Origin of the sequence: Pseudomonas sp. NFPP04, from assembly GCF_900113815.1 — a bacterium.
GTDB lineage: Bacteria > Pseudomonadota > Gammaproteobacteria > Pseudomonadales > Pseudomonadaceae > Aquipseudomonas > Aquipseudomonas extremorientalis.
The window spans coordinates 287,619-306,141 of sequence record NZ_FOQS01000004.1 but is presented as its reverse complement, the minus strand read 5'-3'; the positions used below and the strand labels follow the sequence as shown (position 1 = coordinate 306,141).

General features: G+C 60.1%; 17 protein-coding genes and 4 pseudogenes. 8 read left to right on the top strand and 13 right to left on the bottom strand.

The genetic code is table 11. The features are described from left to right. Positions 1–283: 283 nt before the first annotated feature. On the bottom strand, positions 284–1,675 hold the full coding sequence (locus BM017_RS11185) for a hypothetical protein (protein ID WP_092243976.1): 1,392 nt from the start codon (positions 1,673–1,675) through the stop codon (positions 284–286). 208 nt (positions 1,676–1,883) lie between these two features. On the opposite strand from BM017_RS11185, the gene BM017_RS11180 reads away from it, so the two are divergent. Then, positions 1,884–2,780 (top strand): SGNH/GDSL hydrolase family protein, encoded by an 897-nt coding sequence (locus BM017_RS11180; RefSeq protein ID WP_092243973.1) that lies wholly within the window; start codon positions 1,884–1,886, stop codon positions 2,778–2,780. Here BM017_RS11180 and BM017_RS11175 read toward each other — a convergent pair. The 4 genes from BM017_RS11175 to BM017_RS11160 all read right to left on the bottom strand — a co-directional run bounded on the left by BM017_RS11175 (position 2,777) and on the right by BM017_RS11160 (position 4,719). Continuing rightward, positions 2,777–3,259, bottom strand: coding sequence for a VOC family protein (locus BM017_RS11175; RefSeq protein ID WP_092243970.1), 483 nt, complete (start codon positions 3,257–3,259; stop codon positions 2,777–2,779). The genes BM017_RS11180 and BM017_RS11175 overlap by 4 nt on opposite strands. A 34-nt stretch (positions 3,260–3,293) precedes the next feature. Further along, positions 3,294–3,686, bottom strand: a complete 393-nt coding sequence (locus BM017_RS11170; protein WP_071488131.1) for an ester cyclase — start codon at positions 3,684–3,686, stop codon at positions 3,294–3,296. A gap of 3 nt (positions 3,687–3,689) precedes the next feature. Then, positions 3,690–4,310, bottom strand: coding sequence for a LysE family translocator (locus tag BM017_RS11165; protein ID WP_092243966.1), 621 nt, complete (start codon positions 4,308–4,310; stop codon positions 3,690–3,692). A gap of 109 nt (positions 4,311–4,419) precedes the next feature. Continuing rightward, positions 4,420–4,719: a hypothetical protein gene (locus BM017_RS11160; protein ID WP_071488133.1), complete on the bottom strand. Its 300-nt coding sequence runs from the start codon at positions 4,717–4,719 to the stop codon at positions 4,420–4,422. 345 nt (positions 4,720–5,064) lie between these two features. Here BM017_RS11160 and BM017_RS29335 point away from each other — a divergent pair. Together BM017_RS29335 and BM017_RS11145 are read left to right on the top strand one after the other, a co-directional pair. Continuing rightward, a pseudogene (locus tag BM017_RS29335) lies at positions 5,065–6,026 on the top strand (DUF4113 domain-containing protein); the annotation flags it as partial. A 105-nt stretch (positions 6,027–6,131) separates the two neighbouring features. Then, positions 6,132–6,413, top strand: coding sequence for a hypothetical protein (locus BM017_RS11145; RefSeq protein ID WP_139216852.1), 282 nt, complete (start codon positions 6,132–6,134; stop codon positions 6,411–6,413). A 142-nt stretch (positions 6,414–6,555) separates the two neighbouring features. Here the strand turns inward: BM017_RS11145 and BM017_RS29615 are convergent, their stop codons facing one another. From BM017_RS29615 to BM017_RS11120, 5 genes and pseudogenes are all read right to left on the bottom strand, one after another. Further along, the gene (locus BM017_RS29615) at positions 6,556–7,419 is read right to left on the bottom strand and encodes a methyl-accepting chemotaxis protein (RefSeq protein WP_371914596.1); all 864 of its coding nucleotides are present in this window, start codon (positions 7,417–7,419) and stop codon (positions 6,556–6,558) included. Further along, positions 7,411–8,193 (bottom strand): annotated as a pseudogene (locus BM017_RS29610) (MCP four helix bundle domain-containing protein); the annotation flags it as partial. The gene BM017_RS29615 and the pseudogene BM017_RS29610, both read right to left, overlap by 9 nt. Before the next feature lie 324 nt (positions 8,194–8,517). Then, positions 8,518–8,703 (bottom strand): annotated as a pseudogene (locus tag BM017_RS11135) (LysE family translocator); the annotation flags it as partial. Between the two features lie 108 nt (positions 8,704–8,811). Then, entirely contained in the window at positions 8,812–9,366 is a 555-nt protein-coding gene (locus BM017_RS11130; RefSeq protein ID WP_092243960.1) for an ATP-binding protein, read from the bottom strand. A gap of 243 nt (positions 9,367–9,609) precedes the next feature. Further along, positions 9,610–9,966 carry a VOC family protein gene (locus BM017_RS11120; protein ID WP_092243954.1) on the bottom strand — a complete coding sequence of 119 codons (357 nt, stop codon included), beginning with the start codon at positions 9,964–9,966 and terminating at the stop codon, positions 9,610–9,612. Between the two features lie 116 nt (positions 9,967–10,082). Here BM017_RS11120 and BM017_RS11115 point away from each other — a divergent pair, with 116 nt between their 5' ends. Then, positions 10,083–10,856: an NAD(P)-binding domain-containing protein gene (locus BM017_RS11115; RefSeq protein ID WP_092243952.1), complete on the top strand. Its 774-nt coding sequence runs from the start codon at positions 10,083–10,085 to the stop codon at positions 10,854–10,856. Here the strand turns inward: BM017_RS11115 and BM017_RS11110 are convergent. Further along, the gene (locus BM017_RS11110; RefSeq protein WP_092244419.1) at positions 10,851–11,744 is read right to left on the bottom strand and encodes a LysR family transcriptional regulator; all 894 of its coding nucleotides are present in this window, start codon (positions 11,742–11,744) and stop codon (positions 10,851–10,853) included. The two genes, BM017_RS11115 and BM017_RS11110, sit on opposite strands and share 6 nt — an antisense overlap. A gap of 94 nt (positions 11,745–11,838) precedes the next feature. Here BM017_RS11110 and BM017_RS11105 point away from each other — a divergent pair, with 94 nt between their 5' ends. Then, on the top strand, positions 11,839–13,005 hold the full coding sequence (locus tag BM017_RS11105) for an MFS transporter (protein WP_092243949.1): 1,167 nt from the start codon (positions 11,839–11,841) through the stop codon (positions 13,003–13,005). 123 nt (positions 13,006–13,128) lie between these two features. Here the strand turns inward: BM017_RS11105 and BM017_RS11100 are convergent, their stop codons facing one another. Beyond that, positions 13,129–14,466 carry an MFS transporter gene (locus BM017_RS11100; protein WP_092243946.1) on the bottom strand — a complete coding sequence of 446 codons (1,338 nt, stop codon included), beginning with the start codon at positions 14,464–14,466 and terminating at the stop codon, positions 13,129–13,131. A 132-nt stretch (positions 14,467–14,598) separates the two neighbouring features. Beyond that, positions 14,599–15,411 (bottom strand): AraC family transcriptional regulator, encoded by an 813-nt coding sequence (locus tag BM017_RS11095; protein ID WP_092243943.1) that lies wholly within the window; start codon positions 15,409–15,411, stop codon positions 14,599–14,601. A 126-nt stretch (positions 15,412–15,537) separates the two neighbouring features. On the opposite strand from BM017_RS11095, the gene BM017_RS11090 reads away from it, so the two are divergent. The 3 genes and pseudogenes from BM017_RS11090 to BM017_RS11080 all read left to right on the top strand — a co-directional run. Next, positions 15,538–15,726, top strand: coding sequence for a DUF1656 domain-containing protein (locus tag BM017_RS11090; protein WP_092243940.1), 189 nt, complete (start codon positions 15,538–15,540; stop codon positions 15,724–15,726). 10 nt (positions 15,727–15,736) lie between these two features. Then, entirely contained in the window at positions 15,737–16,645 is a 909-nt protein-coding gene (locus BM017_RS11085; RefSeq protein WP_092243937.1) for an efflux RND transporter periplasmic adaptor subunit, read from the top strand. Then, a pseudogene (locus tag BM017_RS11080) lies at positions 16,645–18,522 on the top strand (FUSC family protein); the annotation flags it as partial. The gene BM017_RS11085 and the pseudogene BM017_RS11080, both read left to right, overlap by 1 nt. Between the last annotated feature and the right edge of the window lies 1 nt (position 18,523).

Genomic DNA, 18,523 nt, shown 5'->3' with positions numbered 1-18,523 from the left:
CTGATGATTGACCGCTTGAGTCACCGTCAGAAGGGCAGGGGCAATTGTGCAAGGGAGAGTAGACCGTCGCGCTCAATGTCCTGTCAGCTCATCTGACGGGACAGCGCGCCCCGGTCACATGAGCGACTGTTTCTTCGATTTGAGGGCGTGCGCAACGCAACCTTGCGCCTTGGCAATCAAGCCAATGACGGAACGGTTAACGCAAGGCATTGCGGACATAAGCTGACACACCCTGAACAAGGCCTCCATCTTCATGGAATATTGCAGAGTGTGTCAACGGGGCTTATTCGAATTTATCGATACGCGAGTCAGAGTAGAAAAACTCGTTCTTGTCGGTGCTCGATTCAAAGAAGTAGGCGTAGTCGGTCAGGAAGTACAGGTGGTTGACGCGCTTGTACTTGTCGTCGTCGGTTCGGCAGGACAATGCCTTGGCGCTGCCCGCCAGTTTCGCGTTGAGTTCGCTGGCCGGCAGTTCACGCTCGACCTGGCAACGGTTGGTCTGCGTGTTGGTGCTGCTGCCGATCAGGCTGTTGAGGCTGGAGCGTACGGTGGTGTAGGTGACGGTCTCGCCCACGGGCAGGGCCTTCCAGTTACCGGTGAAGCTCAGTTGGGTCAGGGTCGAGCTTTCCGCCATGCCCGAACCGCCGTAGGTGGCTTTGGACACCAGGTGGAACAGGTTGCGCCAGCTCACGGCCTGACTCTCATAGCCGTCGCCACGGGTGGCCAGGGCCAACTGGCCGCTTGGTGCGTCCTGGCTGATGAACTGCGTGCTTTGGTTATCGCTGGTCTTGCCACGGTAGTTGCTGGTGCCCGCGAACTGGACGTATTTGAACGAGCGGGTGGGCTTGTCCAGGTTCAACTGGGCGATGGCCGCCAGCACCGCCGGTTGCACCGAGGTCAGGGCAATGGTGGCCGGCGCTTTCATGCGCGGCTTGAACGCGGGCAGTGCGGCGATCTTTTCCGGGCTGACGCAGATTTTGTTGAACAGCAATTCGTAGTCGGCATTGCTGCCAGCGATGTTCTGCGGCGTAGGGAAACTGTCGACCCGGCCGTCGCTGACGCGGTTGTCGGCATCCATGTCGTAGCCGGCCAACTGCTTGTAAGTGCCGCCTTTGCACGACACCGCAAAGTGTTCGCGTTTTTGCGCGTACGGGGCGTTGTAGGGCAGGTCGTTGAGCACCGTCGGGTTGTCGAAGGCGGCCCAGAAGCGCGTTTCGCCGTTGGCGTTCTTGATACTGTTGGCGTCGATCAGCACCTGGTTGTCGCGCTCGTTGGTCTGTACCAGGCGCCAGTCGGGCTTCGGTGTTTCCGCGCAGGCACGGACGAAGGTCTGGTTGGCGGCCAGGGTTGCACGCAACTGCGGCGACAAGCTGCGGGGCGAACTGTAGCGGCCGGCACTGGCGGGGTAGACCCGTTGCGAACCGTCCAGGTACAGCAGGTGCAGTTGCGGCGAGGAACAGGCGGCCTCGACTTGCAACGTGCGGCGCAGGGCGCCCGGATCGCCAGGCATCAACAGCTCGAAGCTGAGCACGTCGCCTTCGCGCACGATGCTGTTTTCCACCAGGGGCTGGGCGAGGGCGCCGGCGAGCATGGTTTCGACCTGGGTTTTCTGGGTGGCGCAACCGGCCAGGGTGGCGATGCCACCGATCAGCAAAAGCGGAGTGATAAAACGCACGAGAGCCTCGTTGAGTCCATTCGGGGATGTCAGGGTGACGGCGGGTGAAGCGGAAACTTTAACGGGATGTTGCAGGCGCCAAGCCTAACCAGCCGGGTGGTCGCTGTACAGCCGTGATGTGGCCGCCGCTGGATATGTGCGCGTCGCAATCGTTCCTGTGTGGTTGCCGCCAACCGGTAGTCTGTGCAGACATTCCGGGAGAAACGCAATGATCCGACGTGCGTGTTTGGCCGCTCTGCTGACTCTGTCCGCCTCGACCGCCTTTGGCGCCTCGACCTACGATCACCTGTATGCCTTCGGTGACAGCTATTCCGACAACGGCGCGGGCGAAGCGCTCACCACACAGCTCGCCGCACAGCACATCAAGGACGCCCAGGCGTTGCCTGGGCCGCTGTACTGGAAGGGGCGCTGGAGCAACGGCCCGACCGCCGTCGAGGGCCTGGCCCAGGCTCTGCACACACCGCTGACCGACTACGCGGTGGGCGGCGCCAAAAGTGGCCACGGCAATTACTACGCCTGGATGATGCCTTCCCAGGACACCGGCGTATTGGGGCAGGTCGCCGAGCACTTGCAGGCTGCCAAGTCCCACAAGGCCGACCCCAAGGCGCTGTACTTCATCTTCATCTCGGCCAATGACTTTTTCGAGTGGGCCGACTTCTCCCACTCGCAAACCCTTGAGGCACTGAGCGAATCGAGCCTGGCGAATATCCGCAAAGCCACTGAGCAACTGGTGGCAGCGGGTGCCCGGCATGTGATGGTGGTGGGCACCACAGACCTCAGCCATGTGCCTGCGGTGGTGCAGGGCAACCAGGTCGACAATGCGAAAAAATACCAGCAGTTGCTCGCGCAGAAACTCCCGGCCGTGCTGGCGCAGATCGGTACGGCGAAGGTCAGCTACTTCGACCACCTGGCTTTCAGCGACACACTGCGCGCCAATCCGACAGCCCATGGTTTCACCGACCTCGATACGCCGTGCCAGGCCACTTATCCGGAGGCTGAACCGGTGTGTGCCAACCCCGACGCGCATTATTACTGGGACGAATGGCACCCCACCCGCAAGGTCCATGCCCTGGCGGCCAACGCCATGCTGGATGCCCGGCCTTAGCCCGCCGCTATCGCCGCCTCAATCGTCGCGATGTCGATCTTTCTCATGGTCATCATCGCGTCAAAGGCGCGCTTTGCCGTCGCCGGGTCGGGGTGGGTCACCGCATCGGTCAGCACACGTGGGGTGATCTGCCACGACAGCCCCCACTTGTCCTTGCACCAGCCGCAGGCGCTTTCCTGGCCGCCGTTGCCGACGATGGCGTTCCAGTAACGGTCGGTTTCGGCCTGGTCATCGGTGGCCACCTGGAACGAAAACGCCTCGGTATGCGGGAAGATCGGCCCGCCGTTGAGGCCGATGCAGGGGATGCCCAAGACGGTGAAGTCCACGGTCAATACATCGCCCTGTTTGCCGGACGGATAATCGCCGGGCGCCAGGTGCACGGCATTCACCCGGCTGTCCGGAAAGGTCAGGGCATAGAAGGTCGCGGCCTCAAGGGCGGTGCCGTTGTACCAGAGGCAGAGCGTGTTTTTGTGGGTCATGATCGGTCTCCACGTGAGAATGGCCCTGTGGAGTTTAGCCGCCCAGTTGCTGCGCGATGGTCGCTTTGTCGATCACCGACCAGACGTGGGCGAACGTGCCGTCGACCACCTCATAGAACACATTTTCGTCGAACGTCACCTGGCGTCCATTGATCGGCAACCCGAAGAACTCGCCCCTGGGCGTGACCTTGAAGTTCAGGCGACTGGCCACGGTCGGTGGGTCGGCCACCAGCAGCTGGATGCGGAACACCAGGTCCGGTATCTCGCGAAAATCCCGCTCCAGCATGGCGCGGTAGCCGGCGAGGCCGACGACTTCGCCGTTGTAGGTCACGTCCGGATGCACGAAGTCACCCAAGTGCTCCCAATCCTGACGGTTCAGGCAGTCGATATAGCCTTGGTAAAAGGCAGCGAGTTCGTCGCGAGTCATGGTTCAGGCCCTGCGCGCCATCAACAACACCGACGCCGCCGCCGACAACAACCCGGCGCAGCAGCAATTGAAGATCCGCTTGCCCCGAGGCTCGGCAAACCAGCGCCGCATATGCAGGCCCATATAGGCGTAGGCACTGATGGCGATCCACTCCAGTCCCAGGAACAGCGCGCCCAGCAGCGCGAACTGCGGCGTAATCGGCTCGCCGGGCACCACGAATTGCGGCAGGAAGGCGGTGAAGATCAGGATCGCCTTCGGATTGCCCGCCGCCACTAAAAATTCCTGCCGTGCCAATGCCCACAAACCGACCTTGGCCGTACCCGCCTGCGCCTCGGCCTCGGGATTCGCGCGCCACAACTGCAACGCCAGGTAAAACAGATACGCCGCTCCCAGAATCTTGATCCCGTAGAACAACAGCTCCGACGTCTGCAGCACCACCGCCAAGCCTGCAGAGGCGAGGGCTATCATGCCGGCAAAGGCCAGCAAGCGGCCAATGCCCGCCAGGCACGAAGTGCGGTAGCCGTAGCGGGTGGAGTTGCTCACGGACAGCAGGTTGTTCGGGCCCGGCGCCATATTCAGGGCGAAGCAGGCGGGGAGGAAAAGGGCGAGGGTGGCGAGGTCCATGGCAGCTCCGGATTCGCGGCGGACGGGGAGGTGTGAGGATAAGGGGGAGTGGGGTGGTTGGACAATGTGCGCGTGGGGGCTGCGATGGCACCCACGCGTGTGAGCCGACTCAGCTTTGGCTTGCAGGTACTTCGTCAGTGGTACAAACCTCAGCCCGTAAGCGTTGCCCAATGATATCCATCAGGTCGCAGCCATCTCGCAAGGGGATAGCCAGCAACTGCGCGAAGTCAGAAAGCACGACGGAATCAGCTTCCAACTCGCTGCGAAAGGCAATGTTTTCCAACACCTGAGTGACGGTGCGAATGCGGTAATCTGCCATCGCTTGCAGTACATCGAGCGGCGCTTCTGAGTCAATGAACAGAGAGGCTGGGACCAGATCGATTCCAGTGAGAGGGATGTAACGTTCCATTTTGAAAACTCCGATAAGTGCAGTCATTAACCGTCACTTAATCGTCGCCAAACGATAGGGTGACAGCTGTACGCAGGTTGGCGAACCGGTATCGGAAAACCCGGCAGACCCGAAGGTCTCCCGCGCACAGCCGCCATTAAGACAGCTTTGCAGGCGTGCAACAGCCTCTACAAAAAAGCGCAGTGCTTCTGCATCCGATAGTCAGGTCGCCAAACCTGATCGCCATGTGGGCGACGGGGCGGACTATAAGCGGCATTGGCTTTTGGGGGCAACTGGAAGGTTGTAAGAGTATGGTGGCGCACAAAGCCGCACATAGGGTCATATTGTCCAGGACTGCTTAGTCTAGAGCCGTATTTCCAGATCAAGCACAAGCTCAAGCAGCACGGGATTGTCCCGTTCTCCTCCAACTATGCGCTGTACGGCGACATGAGCGAACGCGTGATGAGCCTGATCGAGGCGATGGTGCCGGCGGTTGAGGTGTACAGCATCGACGAGGCGTTCGCCGACCTGACTGGTATTGGTGAGTTGGATGCCTTAGGCCGGCAGATTCGTGCCCAGGTGCTACGCAATACGGACGTGGCGGAAGTGTGGGGTGTCGGTCGAAAGATGAAACTCCATCTTGATGCCATGGGTATCAAGTCGGCTATGGACCTGGCTAAGGCCGATCCGTGGACGCTCCGTAAGAAGTTCAGCATTGTGATCGAGAAGACTGCCAGGGAGTTGGGCGGCACGCCTTGCCTGGAACTGGATGAGCCGGATCCTCCAAAGCAGGAGATCTGCTGCAGCCGCATGTTCGGCATGAGGCTGACAGAGCTGCCGCCAATAAGAGAGGCGGTGGCCACCTACATGATGCGTGCCTCTGAGAAGCTCCGCGCTCAGAAATCGCTGTGTAAGAAGGTACGCGTGTGCATCCGAACTGGCATGTTCAATCCGGAGGAGGCGAAGTATGCCAATGGGGTGGTGGTGGATATGCCATATCCCACTGATGACGTGCGGCTGCTTACTCAAGCGGCGCTGGGTGCGCTTGATCGGATATTTCGACTAGGTTTAAGTACAGCAAGGTTGAGGTGATGTTGCTGAACCTCTGCCAGCCTGGAGAGTACACCGATGATTTGTTTGCTCTATCACAGCCGGCGGAGGCGACTGGGGTGATGACGGTCATGGACCAGATCAATTAGCGATGGGGTAGGGGAGCGTTGCGCTCGGCTTGTGTGCCGGCAGATTCTGATTGGGGCATGCGCCGCGATTTGATGAGCCAAAGTTATACGACGAAGCTCGATCAGCTTTGGTCCGTCGCCTGTAGGTAGCGACAGGTTTCGGCCAGAAGCCGTCCTTCGCGCGCCATCGTTTTGGACTCAAATTAACTTTCTGAGGTAAACATGAGCTATCACGTCACACACAGGTACGGCGCCATGAGCTCCAACCCTGGCATACACACGTTCCCTGAGCTTCTTGCCGAACTGAAAACTGGCCCGGAAGATGAGGAACACGGTGATGTTTCGGTGACTGACGAGGCTGACTGGTGCATTTCGGTGAACCTGTCACGAACTGTCACTTTTGAAAACCTAGAGTCCGGAGAGCCTCGCCACATGAAGGGCGTTCCAGAGACAAAGATCTTGGAATTGTGGCGTCTATTGGCCATTGGAGACGTTGCAGCAATCGAGCAGGAGCCGTGGTTGCCTGGTTACCTCTAGGTTGCCGCCGAAGGGCAGCAGTCGGCCATAAGCGGACGTATGCAAGCAACCGCTACCGGCCCTTTACGACAGGCAGCAATTTGCTGGTTAGTGGGGCTTATCCGAGACGAGTATGAGCGGAACAGAAAGGACCGTTCATTACTCAAACTTTAAATCGACTAATCAACACGCCAAAGGATGTGGCCAAGCGCGACAATTCGTAGCTTGAAGCATTGGTTTGATGTGCTCCGGCCGCTGTTTGTGTTGAAAGGTCCTGAATGTTTATCAGATTACGATCAACCTCACGTGCAACCTGAGCCTGTTCTTCAGCGGCACTTGCGATCACGAGGTTCCTTTCACTGATGGTTGAAACACCCTCGGTGATTCGTTCAAGAGCCTGGCCAGCCTCCACGGACTGCGCCCGCGTATCGGCTGCCAGTTCTTTACTTTTATTCATCGCGAAGACGGCTTCATCAGCTCCAGAGCGCACCTGTTGCATCATCGATTCAATGTCCGCCGTCGATGCTTGGGTCCTATGGGCAAGAGCGCGCACCTCATCCGCTACAACAGCGAACCCACGCCCTTGCTCACCCGCCCTGGCCGCTTCGATGGCTGCGTTCAAGGCCAAGAGGTTAGTCTGCTCGGCAATGGCTCTGATCACATCAAGAACTTTAGTGATCTCGTTGATGCGGGTGGCAAGCACCTCAACTTTGGCAGTTGAATTTGAAATCTCCTCCGCCATCAATCCAACTGAATTAACAGCTCTGCGTACCTGATCACGACCTTCTACAGCATTGCGGCTGGCTTGCTCTGAGGCTTCAGAGGCACCCGCCGCATTTCTGGCGACTTCATCCACGGCTGCAGTCATTTCGTTCACCGCCGTCGCAGCTTGCTGAATCTCATCATTCTGCCGCGTCAGGCCGCGTGAGCTTTCTTCAGTAACCGCGTTTAGCTCTTCAGATGCAGAGGCCAATTGGTCAGCAGCGCTGCCAATTTCGCTTACCGTAGTTCGTAGGTTATTCTGCATTTTATCGAGTGCGCTCAGCAGTACACCGACTTCATCTCGTCCACTGATTACAATGTGTTTAGAAAGGTCACCATCAGCCACTTCCTCAGCGCTTCGCAACGCGATGGATAGAGGAAGAGTGATTGAACGCGTGATAATCAGTCCCAAAGCGATGGCTGCTAGGAAGGCAATTATTACACCTATACCCAATATCCAGTAAGCACTCTTTGTCTCGGCCTTTGCTGCATCTGCTACCTCACCGCTTTGGCGATAGTTGGAAGCAACAATAACTTGAAGATTATCACTTACTCCCTTGAATGCCGGCGAGACTTTCTCCTGGAAAATCTTGGTGGCGCCATCAATATCACCTGCCTTAGCTAATTGGATTACTGTGCGTGCATCCTGCAAATAGGCTGGCCAGTTCTTTTCGAACTGATCACCTGCCGCACGCTCGTCATCAGCGAGAGGAGTCTGTCGGTACTCCTTGAAAAGTCGGTCAGCCTCTTTCTCGTTTTCAGACATGGATTGAACAGCAGTGTCAAATTTAAGATCTTCTTTTGCGTACTTGTAGAGTAGAGCAGCGTGTAAAGATCTGGAGTACGAAAAAACACTTGCGCGGGCATTAGCTGTATTATAAACAGAAATTAAATTATTGCTTACAATGCCTTCTATTGCATCTTTTTGTTTAGTGATACCTGAATACCCTAAGAATCCCACTCCTAAGGTGATCATTGCGCACACTAAAAAAGCAGAAATCAGTCGCGAGGAAAGCTTGGTTCTACGTAATGCGTCCATAAGACTCTCAATAATTATTAATTGGTTATCCAATCAGGCTTGGTGCGAGTACTGTGTCGGAAGAAAAAACCATAACTATAATTTTTATTTTATTGTCCTGATAAATGACCTTTTTTAAGGCGGAGGCTGGTTTTTTGATAGTAATCAACAGCTGAACGAGACAACACAATAGAATTTCTATCGAGTCGATAGCGCATGCATAAATGATAGGGTTTAAATAATTTAACCCGGGTTTTAAGCGAATGTAAGCCAGGCGATTGCCTACTTCAACGGCCGTAAAGGGTCGAAAGCAGTCTGTCATACAAGTTTATATTGAGCATCGCCTGGCTTGCCCGCCGCCACTAAAGATTCCTGCCGTGCCAATGCCCACAAACCGACCTTGGCCGTACTCGCCTGCGCCTCAGCCTCGGGATTCGCGCGCCACAACTGCAACGCCAGGTAAAACAGTTACGCCGCTCCCAGAATCTTGATCCCGTAGAACAACAACTCCGACGTCTGCAACACCACCGCCGGGGAGAAAGAGGGCGAGGGTGGCGAGGTCCATGGCGGCTCCGGGTTCGCGGGTGCGGGGAGGTGTGAGGATAAGGGGAGTGGAAGTCGTTGGACAGCCTCAGTCGTTCATGTTTTGAGCTGTTTCGGCATTTGCGACACCACCTTAGCGACTTCAGCGGCCATCTGTTCAGCACCCCGCATCCCGTCAATCCGTAAAATCGGTACCGTCTGCTGTGACAGCCATGTTTCGTGCCACGCCCTGTTGCGCCCTGAGAAATTCGGGTCGTCGTATTGCGAAGCCCATTCCCGGAAGGCCGCGTGTATCGCATGCATATCACCACCGGGTGTGATCCGATCGCCAAAGCGGGCCTTTTCGCGGGCCGCCAACCGTTCGAGGCGAACGGGCGTGGGTGTGACCACAAACACAATCAAGTCAGCATCGGCGATCAACGCATCGCCCCAGATCATGCACGAACCGGTCAGCACCCAGTCGTCGTCACCGAGTGCTTGTTGCATCAAGGAAACGCGGTCGTTGGGAGGTCGCTTGGTTGTGAATGGAGGGTTTGTGGGCATCCAGTAAAAATCATCAACGTCGACGTGTCGTATACCGAGCCGTATCGCGAGGTTGCGACCCAGCGTGGTGACGCCCGCGCACGATGCACCGGTGATGTAGATCCGCATTTTTCCTCCATGAATACAAGCCGGGTTGGCGAACGGCAATCACGCAACCGGCCTTGAACGTGCTGATTTTGATCTTCTGAAGTTCCATTGCATAGTCTTTACCGGGCTCGGGAATGAGTGTGACAGGCGCGGGAAGGCAGGACATTTGCGAACCGCCCATGGCGAACCCTGCAATAAAGGGCCTGTGAAGGTGGGTCTTGAGGGAGAACGATTGATGCCTTCGCCTAAGCGTCGGGTCGAGGCCTATTGATCGGCCTTCCAAACCGCCAGTTCATAGCCATCCGGATCGGTGAAGTGGAACCTGCGTCCACCAGGGAACGAAAATGTCTCGCGGGTGATGACAGCCCCCAGGCTTTTGAGTCGCTGCTGCGTGGCCTCGAGGTCATCGGCGTACAAAATGACCAGAGGCCCACCCGGCCGAACCGGCTCCCCCGTGGTGAACCCGCCAGTCAGACGCCCATCGCTGAACTCGGTATAGGTGGGGCCGTAATCGACAAACGTCCAGCCGAACGCGCCGCCGTAGAAGGCTTTGCTGCGGGCAATATCGCTGACGTTGAATTCGATGTTGTCGATTTGCCGGTCTTTCCCTTGAGTGCTCATGCTTGCCTTCCTGGCCGATGTTAAGAGCGGCGAGTGTAGCGTGAACGCCTGCCTGCATGAAGACAGCAATCGTGCCTATGATGCACTCGACTACAGAATTAATCGGAGCGGACAGCGTGCTGAAGATTGGAATCCTGGGCGTCGGTGAGCTGACGGAAAAGGTGGTGATCGGCCTGCGGCGCAGCGAGTTTGGCGGGCGGGTGCTGCTGTCCCCGCGTAACCACCAACGTGCGCAGCAACTCGCTGAACAGTGGGACTGTGAGGTGATGGCTGACAATCAACAGGTTGTCGATGGGGCGGACTTGTTGGTCCTGGGCGTGCGCCCAGAGATGGTCGATCAGCTTTCGAATGAAGTGCAGCTCAGACCTGAGCAAACGCTGGTGTCGCTGGTGGCGGGATTGAAGCTGGCCGAGCTTCAACGTCGGTTCCCGCAGGTGCGTGTGGTGCGCGCCATGCTGTCCTATGCCGCGCAGATCAACCAGACGACCGTGGTGGTCACGCCCGGTGGCGAACCCCATGCAACGCTGCTGGGCGCGCTCGGTTCATTGGTTGTATTGGACGAGGAAGAGGCGTTCGAACTGGCCACTGTCGCGGCCTGCATGAACGGCTGGTTCTATTTCTTCCTGAGTGATCTTCAGCAGTGGTTTACCGACAAAGGCCTGTCCAAAGACCAGGCCGCCCAACTGGTGATGGGCAACCTGCAAGACTGTCTGGCCAGCGCCCGCCACCAGCCATCCGCGAGTCTGGCAGCGTTGGGTAGCGCGATTGCGACACCGGGCACCTTTACGGCGGCCGGGTTGGCGGTGTTGAGAAACAATGGCGCGACGCAGGCATGGCGCGAGGCGGCTGACGAGGTGCTTGAGCGGCTGCACAAGCCTGCACGTTTATAGCCGGTGATGCTCCAGCAAAAAGTCCACAAACACGCGGATCCGCGCCGGCATGCTCGCACCGCCGAAAAACACCACGTGGATCGGCTCCCGGTCGCCGGGATTCCAGGATTCCAGCAGGCGCACCAGGTCACCGCGTTGCAGGTCTTGTGCAACCGTGAACTCGCCGATGCGTGCGATCCCGGCGCCTAATCGCGCCAGTTGAGCGAGGGCTTCGCCACTGCTGCATTCGATATTGCCGTTTATCTTCAGGGAAAACTCCCTGCCGTCGCGGGCGAAGGGCCAGTCGGATTGGGCACGGCGGAAGTTGAACCGTAGGCAGTTGTGGCGCAGCAAGTCGTTGGGTTCCAGAGGCGTGCCGTGTTGCGCGAGGTACTCCGGCGATGCCACCAGGACCTGGCCGGTGTCGCCGATGCGCCGGGCTGTCAGCGGGCTGTCTGGCAGGTCGCCAAAGCGGATTGCCACGTCAGCCTGGCCGCCGAGGATGTCGACCACCTCGTCGCCCAAGGTCAGGTCCACCACAATGTTTGGGTAGCGGGCGCTGAACGCCGCCACCAACGGCACGATGGTCATGCGGCCGTGGCCCAGGGCCGCACTGACCCGCAGCCGGCCTTTGGGCGCGCCCTGGTCGGCGATGGCTTCTTCGACTTCCGCCATGTCGGCCAGGATGCGCCGGGCGCCGCGAAGGTACGCCTCGCCTTCGGCTGTGAAGGCGAGGGCGCGGGTCGTGCGAATCAACAGGCGGGTGCCCAGGCGTTGTTCTGTGCGTGCGATGACGCGGCTGACGGCCGAGGGCGTCAATCGTAATGCCCGCGCTGCTGCCGACAGGCTGCCTTCCTGCGCCACCATTGCGAATACCGCCATCTCACCCGATCTGCCGTTGAAATCCATTTTTGCCTCGCGCGCAAAGGTGATTGCCAATTAAACGGTCTAGTGCCGTCAAAGCGTTGATCGTAGCATTTGCGGCATAAATGAGGAGTCTTCCATGCGTATCAATCCACCCCTTGTAGCCCTTGCTGTCGGTGCCTTTGGCATTGGCGTCACTGAGTTCGCGCCCATGGGCATGTTGCCCACCATCGCCAATGACCTGGGCGTTTCGATTCCCACTGCGGGGCTGTTGGTCAGCGCCTACGCCCTGGGGGTAATGCTCGGTGCGCCACTGATGATCTTGACCACTGGCAAGATTCCTCGTCGTCACTTGCTGGTCGGGCTTATGGCCATTTTCACCCTGGGTAACGTGATGTCGGCGCTTGCAACCGGCTACTACGACCTGTTGATTGCCCGCGTCATCACTTCGCTCAACCACGGCGCGTTTTTTGGTGTCGGTTCCATCGTCGCGGCCAGTGTGGTCGCGCCGGACAAGCGCGCCGGAGCCGTCGCCGCGATGTTTATGGGCCTGACCCTGGCGACCATTGGTGGGGTGCCACTGGCGACCTGGTTGGGTGAACTGCTTGGCTGGCGTACGGCGTTCTGGGGCATTGGCGGACTGGGCCTGGTGACCATGGTCGCGCTGTGGTTCGCGCTGCCTGACCTGCCGCTGCCGAAAAGCGACGGTGTGCTGGCCGAAATCAAGGTGCTGGGGCGTGGTTCGGTACTGGCGGCTCTGGCCCTGACCGTGGTGGGTTCCGGTGCTATGTTCACCGTGTTTACCTACATCGCGCCGATCCTGAGCAACGAGACCCATGCGTCTACCCCCTTTATCACGGCCATGCTGGTGCTGTTCGGCGTCGGGTTGACCCTGGGCAATGTATGGGGTGGCAAGGCGGCAGATCGCTCGATCGACCGGACCCTGATCGTCTCGCTGAGCGCACTGATTCTGGTCCTGCTGGCCTTTGCATTCCTGATGCGTTGGCCGATACCGGCAGCGGTGAGCATCCTCATCTGGGGTATCGCCAGCTTCGCCGTTGTGCCGCCGTTGCAGATGCGTGTGATGGAAGCGGCCAAAGATGCGCCGAACCTGGCCTCGGCCGTGAACATCGGCGCCTTCAACTTCGGCAACGCGATTGGTGCAGCGGTGGGGGGAGCAGTGATCAACGCAGGGCTGGGCTACCCGGCGATTTCCCTGGCCGGCGCGGCGATGGCGGGCATGGGGTTGCTGATGGTCGTGACGTTCGCCTGGGGGGCTAGAGCGCGCATGGCTGCGGCGGTTTAGCAGATGCGCACCAAAGGGTTCACTGCGGCGCCTGCAGAAAACGCTGTTGAAGGTCTGGATGCGGCAGCAGGCAGGTGTCGAACTGATCCTACCTGCGTCCAGCGGCGTTCACCCTCCTGCCGTTTACCGTGAAAGCAAAGGTGCGGTGCTTGTTTCCTCACCACCCACGTCGTGCAAGGAAATCCGCGACGTCTCCGGCAACGCCAACCCACCGGCCAGTGCCAGCAACGCCACGGCAATCAGGTAAAACGCCGGTGACAGGTTGCTGCCCGTGGTGCTGATCAACCATGTCGCCACCAGCGGCGCGGTGCCGCCGAAGATCGTGTACGCCATGTTGTAGGTGATCGCCGAAGCGGTATAGCGCGTACGGGTCGGGAAGGTCTCCGAGAGCAAGGCCGCCGTGACCACGCCGCACAACACCGCCCCAACCGCCAACAACATCACGCCGACAATCGACGCCGCAAACGAACCGGAACTGGCCATCAGGAACGACGGATATACCACCACGATCAACAATACACAGGCAGTCATCACCGTGACGCGCCGCCCGACCCGGTCCGAATACAGCCCCGCCAGCGGGCAGATCGCCGCCGCGAAAATCAACGCGATCAGCGACACCAGTAGCGCCATCGCCCGGTTCAACCCGCCCGCTACTTGCAGGTACGTCGCGAAGTAGGTGGTGAACATATAAAACGACAACGCCGTCAGTGACACAAAAGCGCCCAGGCAGCAGATCGCCGCACCATGGTTGCGCAAGGTTTCCTTGAGCGGGGAGTGGGCGACGGCGTGCTCTTCCTTCACGGCCTGGAAGGCAGGCGTCTCGTCCAGCTTCCAGCGCAGGTAAAGGCCCACCAGGCCGAGTGGCGCGGCAATCACGAACGGCAGGCGCCAGCCCCAACTGCCCATGGCTTCGGCGGACAATGACGCCTCAAGGGCATAGGCCACCACGGCGGCGGCGGCGAAAGCGGAAAACGTCGACACCGGCACGAAACTGCCATACCAGGCGCGTTTGTCACTCGGCGCGTGCTCCATCAGATAAGCACAGGCACCGGCGTATTCACCGCCGGCGGAGAAGCCCTGGGCACAGCGGATCAGCGACAACAGAATCGGCGCCGTGACGCCGATGGCGGCGTAGGTGGGCAGCAGGCCGATCAACGTGGTGGCAGCGGCCATCAACAGGATGGTCATGGCCAGGGTGCGCTTGCGGCCGATGCGGTCGCCGAGCATGCCGAAAAAAATACCGCCCAGGGGCCGGAACGCGAACGCCACGGCAAACACGGCGAAGGTCTTGAGCAACGCTGCGCTGGCGTCACCGCTGGGGAAGAATTGCTGGGCGATGGTGGTGGCGAGGAAGCCATAGACGGCGAAGTCAAACCACTCGACGAAATTACCGATGCCGGCGGCGATGATGACCTTGCGCAGGGTTTGCGGGCTGACCTGTTCGGTGGAGGGGCTCGTCATGGGGGAAGGCCTCGGGATAGCTGGGGGGATGCCCGATTATCGGTGCAGGTGCTTGGGCGGCGGGGCCCAAAAGAGTCGTCCGCGTAGTCAGTAGCGACGGGGTGGGGGGAGGCACGCAGGAATTGGGCCAGGTCAGGCAATGGCGCCAGGCGTCGTCGGTCGGGTACTGCGGATGTAGCGTGCTGGCGACGACCCCAGCGTCTTGCGAAACATGCTGATAAACGAGCTGACGGACTCGTACCCCAGCGCCTCGGCGGTACGCTGCACCGACTCGCCCTCGGCCAGGTTCTGCAAGGCCACGATGATTTGCCATTGCTTGCGCCATTGGCCAAAGGTCAGCCCGGTTTCGCGCTTGACCAGGCGCGCCAGGGAACGCTCACTCATCGCCACCTGCTGCGCCCATTGCGCCATGGTGCAGCGGTTATCCGGAGCCTCGGCCAGACGACGGGCGATGACGCGCAGCTGCGCCGAAGCGGGCAGGGGCAGGTACAGTCGCTCCGAAGGGGCCTGCTCCAGTTGTTCAAGCAGCACGCGGGCCAGGCGTGCGCTCGCGCTCGGATCCGGATAGTCCTGGTCGAGGGTGCTCAGGTGCAGGATCAGTTCGAGAATCAGTGGCGACAGCACCAGCGTGCAGCAGGTTTGCGGCAACGCAGCCGCATTGGGCTCTATGAACAGAAAACCGACTTTGCCGTTGGCGGTGATGCGGTTGCTGTGAGCGATACCCGCCGGAATCCACACGCCGAATCCTGTAGGCACCATCCATACACCATCCTCCACCGTACACACGATGCCGCCGTGATAGGCCACCACCAACTGGCCTTTGCGATGGGTGTGCACCGCGTATTCTGCGTCGTTGCGCTGTGCGCCCAGCATTACCGCCACGGCGGGTTGACCCAGGTCGTCGAGTTCGAATTGCTCCACCGTGTACAGGGTTGTCTCGTTCATCAAATCCCCCGTCGACTGTCCGAAATTGATTATAGGCTGGCAGCATACTCAATATCGGCCGTTTCAGGCACGCCCTACCATGCTCACCAAGGGCCTCACCCTGAAGGCCGTTACGAGACTTGAACCATGCTGAGCGAAATCACGATTGCCAACCTCTACCTGCCGCCGTTCCTGCTGTATGTGGGAGCGGCGGCATTGGTCTACGGTGTGCTGGAGCGGGTCGTGCGCACTTGGCTGGACCGGACCTGGCACCCCAGTCTGGCGCGGTTTTTTGTCTCGCTCATTGTCCTCTCGACCCTCGTGCTGAAGCTGTGAGGGCGGCGCCATGACGCTCAATAAACTGTTCAAGATGGCCGTGACGCTGGGGTTGGGGCTGGTTGCCCTGTTGTTCTGCATGCAGTTGTGGCGCGCCTATGTGCTGGCGCCCTGGACGCGGGATGGGCGGGTCAGCGCCCAGGTCATCCACATTGCGCCCGAGGTGTCCGGGCAGGTGGAACGCTTGCTGGTGGGCGACAACCAATGGGTTGCCAAAGGTGCATTGCTGTATGAGATCGATCAGCGTGCCTACCAGATCGCCCAGCAACAGCGCATGGCGGAGCTGGCCGAGGCTCGCAGTATTTTCGAGCAGCGCACTGCGCAGTTCAGGCGCCGCAGCCAACTCGGCGATGCGATTGCACGGGAAGAAACCGACAACGCCGCCCAGCAATTGGCTGTGGCCAAAGCCCGGCTGGACGCGGCGCGCAGCCAGTTGGCCCAGGCCCAGCTCGACCTGGGGCGCACTGCCGTGCGTTCGCCGGTCGAAGGGTATGTGACGCAACTTCGGCTTCAACCGGGTGACTACGCCGTGGCGGGCAGCACCAATATTTATGTGGTCGACAGCCAGAGTTTCTGGGTGACCGCCTATTTTGAAGAAACCAAGCTGCCTGGCGTGCTGTTGGGCGCGCCGGCGTCGATCAAACTGATGGGGTTTGCGCCGCTGCTTCAAGGGCATGTCGCCAGTATTGGCCGGGGCATCGCCGACACTAACGAGCTGCGTGGTGACAGCGGCTTGCCCCAGGTGGCACCGACGTTCAGTTGGATACGCCTGGCCCAGCGCGTGCCTGTGCGGATCGAGTTGGACAGCGTGCCACAGGGAGTGGAGTTGGCGGCGGGCATGACGGCGAGCATTGAAGTCGGCCAGGCAAATGCCGACGCGCGTTGGCGGCTCACGCGCTGGCTGCAGGCGTTCATGTGATGGCCGTGCATGTATGGCGCTGGTTGGCCGCGCTGCCGCGGCCATGGACCCGGGATACCTTGGGCTATGTGGGCCGCAGTGTGGCAGCGGCCGTGCTGGCACTGTGGCTGGGTTTGCAATTGCACCTGGACTCGCCGTTCTCGGCAGCGTCGACGGTGTTGCTACTGATTCATCCGATCCAGGGCGCGGTGGTGGGCAAAGGTGTGATGCGCGTCGTGGGTACCCTGCTGGGGTTGGCCGTTGCCGTGATCCTGATGGGGATGTTCGCCCAACAGATGCTGCTGTTCATTCTGGGGATCGGCGTGTGGTTGGGGCTGTGTGTCGCAGCCATGACCCTGCTGCGGCACTATCACGCCACGGCGGCCGTGGTTGCGGGCTATACCGTATGCCTTGCCCTTGGCCCTGCCATCGTTGCGCCTGAGCAAGGCTTCGATCACATCGTCACACGGGGAACGGCGGTGGTCCTTGGGGTCTTGAGCCTGAGCCTGGTGGCCTCGCTGCTGGGGCGCAAGACGGTCGAGGCACAACTGAAGCAGGCGCTTGGGGACGTTTCCACTCGCACGCTACGGTTACTGGCCCTTCGATTCAAGGGCGACGCAGGCGACCCCGCGCAACTCGCCCTCGATATCAATAAGGTGGATGAACTGCTCGGGATCGGGCGAGGTGAGTCGTACCTGATTCGTTCCAGGCTCAAGACGCTCCAGGGTGGGCTGGCGCATTTGCAGGCCGCCGTGCTGGTCACTCCAAGCCTGCCCCCGTTGCCCGCGTGCGTTGGAGCGGGCCAGGCCCTTGAGCAACTGGCGCAGATCCCCTTCGATTTCGTCACGGCTGCCGCGCGGGTCAGCGTCCTGCAAGGCGTTCTTGAGCATGAAAGTGAATCCCCGGATGGGTTGACCGAGGCAGTGGCGGACCTGTCCGGCGCCTTATCGAGTTTTGCCAGCCTTGAAAGCGCCACCCCGCCGCCTGTACGGACGGTAGCTTTCCATCGTCATTATGGCGATGCGCTGCGCAATGGGGTCCGCGCCTTGGCCGCCACCCTGGTGACCGGCGCGGTGTGGTACCTGACGGGCTGGGACCAGGGCCCGACCTTGCTGGCGGTGTTGGGGCCGTGTTGCACCTTGCTGGCGACCCACCCGGCGCCCACCCGAGGGCTTGACGGCTTCCTCAGGGGTACGCTCTACGGCATTGTGGCGGCGGCTGCCTGCAAGTTTCTGCTGCTGCCTCAGATCAACGGTTTTGCGCTGCTCAGCGTTGTATTGAGCGTGTTCTGGGTATGGGGTATCCAGGCTACGACCCAGCCGCGCCATGCCCTGCAAGGCATTGCCTATCTGATTGCGTTCAACACGCTGGTCGGCACCGGCGGCACGGCCCATTACGATTTCATCGACTTCGCCAATCAGGCGCTCGCTTGGTTGGTGGCGATGGCTATCTGTATGTTGGCGTTCCAGATCCTGCCGAGGAAACCCGGCAGCCATGTGCGTGCTCTACAGCACGCGCTTCATCGGGACATCTTGCGACTACTGCGTGTCGGGGGACGTATGAACCTGTCGAAGTGGCACGCCAGGCAGCTTCATCGGCTGGTCTCATTGCGGGCGTTGTCGGGCACGGATGACTCGCCAGTCGATGCACTGGGCTATCTGTCACTCGAACTGGGGCGCAGCCTGGAGCGGCTGCATAACGCCGCCAGGCTGCTGGTCCCAGGAACCCCGATTGCACAATGCGCAGATCGCGGTGCTTATCGCCTGGCCCGGTATGCCGGTCACCCTGCAATCAACGCACTTCAGGCGCGGCGGACGGCGAACGCGTTGAGGCGGCTCGGTGAGCCCGGTCTGGCTGAGCGGTACCAGGTGGTTGCCCGCCTGTTGGCGCACTATGCAA

What these genes read in the sequence shown, in the direction of transcription:
- BM017_RS11145 (WP_139216852.1), top strand. Translation starts at nt 6,132, where the DNA reads ATGAGCTCCAACCCTGGCATACACACGTTCCCTGAGCTTCTTGCCGAA.
- BM017_RS11085 (WP_092243937.1), top strand. Translation starts at nt 15,737, where the DNA reads ATGACGCTCAATAAACTGTTCAAGATGGCCGTGACGCTGGGGTTGGGG.
- BM017_RS11095 (WP_092243943.1), bottom strand. Translation starts at nt 15,411, where the DNA reads ATGAACGAGACAACCCTGTACACGGTGGAGCAATTCGAACTCGACGAC.
- BM017_RS11105 (WP_092243949.1), top strand. Translation starts at nt 11,839, where the DNA reads ATGCGTATCAATCCACCCCTTGTAGCCCTTGCTGTCGGTGCCTTTGGC.
- BM017_RS11120 (WP_092243954.1), bottom strand. Translation starts at nt 9,966, where the DNA reads ATGAGCACTCAAGGGAAAGACCGGCAAATCGACAACATCGAATTCAAC.
- BM017_RS11180 (WP_092243973.1), top strand. Translation starts at nt 1,884, where the DNA reads ATGATCCGACGTGCGTGTTTGGCCGCTCTGCTGACTCTGTCCGCCTCG.
- BM017_RS11170 (WP_071488131.1), bottom strand. Translation starts at nt 3,686, where the DNA reads ATGACTCGCGACGAACTCGCTGCCTTTTACCAAGGCTATATCGACTGC.
- BM017_RS11175 (WP_092243970.1), bottom strand. Translation starts at nt 3,259, where the DNA reads ATGACCCACAAAAACACGCTCTGCCTCTGGTACAACGGCACCGCCCTT.
- BM017_RS11090 (WP_092243940.1), top strand. Translation starts at nt 15,538, where the DNA reads ATGCTGAGCGAAATCACGATTGCCAACCTCTACCTGCCGCCGTTCCTG.
- BM017_RS11130 (WP_092243960.1), bottom strand. Translation starts at nt 9,366, where the DNA reads ATGCGGATCTACATCACCGGTGCATCGTGCGCGGGCGTCACCACGCTG.
- BM017_RS11100 (WP_092243946.1), bottom strand. Translation starts at nt 14,466, where the DNA reads ATGACGAGCCCCTCCACCGAACAGGTCAGCCCGCAAACCCTGCGCAAG.
- BM017_RS11160 (WP_071488133.1), bottom strand. Translation starts at nt 4,719, where the DNA reads ATGGAACGTTACATCCCTCTCACTGGAATCGATCTGGTCCCAGCCTCT.
- BM017_RS11165 (WP_092243966.1), bottom strand. Translation starts at nt 4,310, where the DNA reads ATGGACCTCGCCACCCTCGCCCTTTTCCTCCCCGCCTGCTTCGCCCTG.
- BM017_RS11110 (WP_092244419.1), bottom strand. Translation starts at nt 11,744, where the DNA reads ATGGATTTCAACGGCAGATCGGGTGAGATGGCGGTATTCGCAATGGTG.
- BM017_RS29615 (WP_371914596.1), bottom strand. Translation starts at nt 7,419, where the DNA reads ATGCAGAATAACCTACGAACTACGGTAAGCGAAATTGGCAGCGCTGCT.